Origin of the sequence: Streptomyces sp. RP5T (assembly GCF_003933965.1) — a bacterium.
GTDB lineage: Bacteria > Actinomycetota > Actinomycetes > Streptomycetales > Streptomycetaceae > Streptomyces.
Genome location: NZ_RSAJ01001035.1, coordinates 1 through 1581, shown reverse-complemented (window position 1 = coordinate 1581; position 1581 = coordinate 1). Strand labels below are relative to the sequence as shown.

The window sequence follows — 1581 nt, the reverse complement described above, 5'->3', positions numbered from 1 at the left end:
GCCCCACCCCTGCGTCACCCCTCGTCGTCGAGCACGTGGGCGATGGCGAGCGCGATCCGCTCGATCCAGTCGATGGCGTCATTCACGCTCGCCTCGTCGATGGGGCGGCGCTGCTCCAGATCACCGTCGATCAGGTCGGCGTCGTGTGCGATCTTGTTGCGCCGCTGAGTGATCTCCAGGTAGCGGCTGCGAAGTTTCTTTTCGTTCAGTGACGTGCGTCCCTGGAAGAAGGACCGGTTGATCCAGCCGGCGGCCTCGTACCAGACCTTCTTCTCCGTGACGAGTTTGAGGATCTCGGAGATCTTTCCGGGATGCTGGAGCGACTGCGCCGCGAGTTTGTCACGCAGGTGCTCCACGACAGCTTCGGGCACCGTAACGGCGCCGCGCCTCACCGCCTCGATCGTGTGCAGCGGCAACTCGTAGACCCTCAGCTGGTACGGCATGTCGGGACTGTCCTTGGCGGCCAACTCGGAGACTCGGCGCAGGACTTCCTCATGCAGCCAGTGGTCGATGGCGGCCACCGCCTGCACCCAGGCCGCCCGGTAGAAGTCGTCAATGTCGATCGAAGGTGACTTGAGCGGGGTCAGCATCCTGCCCGCTTCGACCATGCGCCGCGCGTACGACAGGTTCGTCATGAACGCCTCGAACTGAGGCGTCTGCGGTCTGGGAACGGCCATGGGTAACCCCCGTGCGACTTTCCGTCACGATCACTACGAGCACGATTGCCGAGTCGTACGGGGGTGAGTCAAGCGGGAGGTGACCCGGTCACCGGAAGGTGGCCGATTCCGGCTCCTCGGTTTCCGGATCGTGCGCCTCGATCGTTCTGGCCCCTCAGAAACCCAGGTAGGTGATCTGGACGACGTAGACACGCTCGCTTCGCACGATCACTTGGTACCGAATCATGCCTCCTCCGGGGACGGGGATTTGGCGGCCTTGAGGATCGAAGCCCTCATAGGCCCGGCCGTGGACATGGAGAGCCTCGGCCGCCCTGACCAGTTCGTCGGCCACACGTTCGATGGCGGCCAGGAAGTCGGGCGGAAGGGAACGGGCGGCCTCTTCGGCTCCGAAGGCGTACTCCCATTTCCAGCTCACTCGCGGATTGCCTTCATCGATTCGTCGAGAACGGCGCTCAGCTCGCGAAGGGCTTCCCAGGCGATGGCCGGATCCTCGTGTTCCAGGTTGCTCTGCGCCTGGTTGTAGCGCGCGGACAGATCTGGGCGACGGGCGATCTCGATCTCTTGAGCCCAACTCAAAACCCAGCTCTGGACCGGGCTCACGGACTGCCACTCGACTGCCTTGGCGAATGCCTCGTCCTTCGTCGCCTGCATTTCGTCCAGGCGGCCTGGCGCGACGACGGCCAGGGCTGCACGCAGGGCATCAGGAGTCAGCTCGGGACGAGGGATCAGTTCGTTTCCGTGGTCGGCCTGAGTGCTCATGGTGTCCTCCAGAGGGTGCCCCGGCCAGCGTAGCCGGGCTGAGGGACAGTGGCCCGGCACTGCGGGCTCAGGTGGTGGAGGCAGCGGGAGTGCGGCAGTCACGGCACCGTCCTGGAGTGGGTGAGCGGAAGACACGGTTGCAGCC

Annotated in this window: 3 protein-coding genes; all 3 read right to left on the bottom strand. The window is 64.8% G+C overall.

Annotated features, from left to right (window positions below; genetic code table 11):
* Positions 1-14: 14 nt before the first annotated feature.
* The gene (locus EHS43_RS44220; protein ID WP_260471009.1) at positions 15-608 is read right to left on the bottom strand and encodes a hypothetical protein; all 594 of its coding nucleotides are present in this window, start codon (positions 606-608) and stop codon (positions 15-17) included.
* Between the two features lie 223 nt (positions 609-831).
* Positions 832-1092 (bottom strand): hypothetical protein, encoded by a 261-nt coding sequence (locus EHS43_RS44215; RefSeq protein ID WP_125196021.1) that lies wholly within the window; start codon positions 1090-1092, stop codon positions 832-834.
* Positions 1089-1436: a hypothetical protein gene (locus EHS43_RS44210; protein WP_125196020.1), complete on the bottom strand. Its 348-nt coding sequence runs from the start codon at positions 1434-1436 to the stop codon at positions 1089-1091. Before EHS43_RS44210 ends, EHS43_RS44215 begins: the two co-directional genes overlap by 4 nt.
* Positions 1437-1581: the final 145 nt, after the last annotated feature.

What these genes read in the sequence shown, in the direction of transcription:
- EHS43_RS44220 (WP_260471009.1), bottom strand. Translation starts at nt 608, where the DNA reads ATGGTCGAAGCGGGCAGGATGCTGACCCCGCTCAAGTCACCTTCGATC.
- EHS43_RS44210 (WP_125196020.1), bottom strand. Translation starts at nt 1,436, where the DNA reads ATGAGCACTCAGGCCGACCACGGAAACGAACTGATCCCTCGTCCCGAG.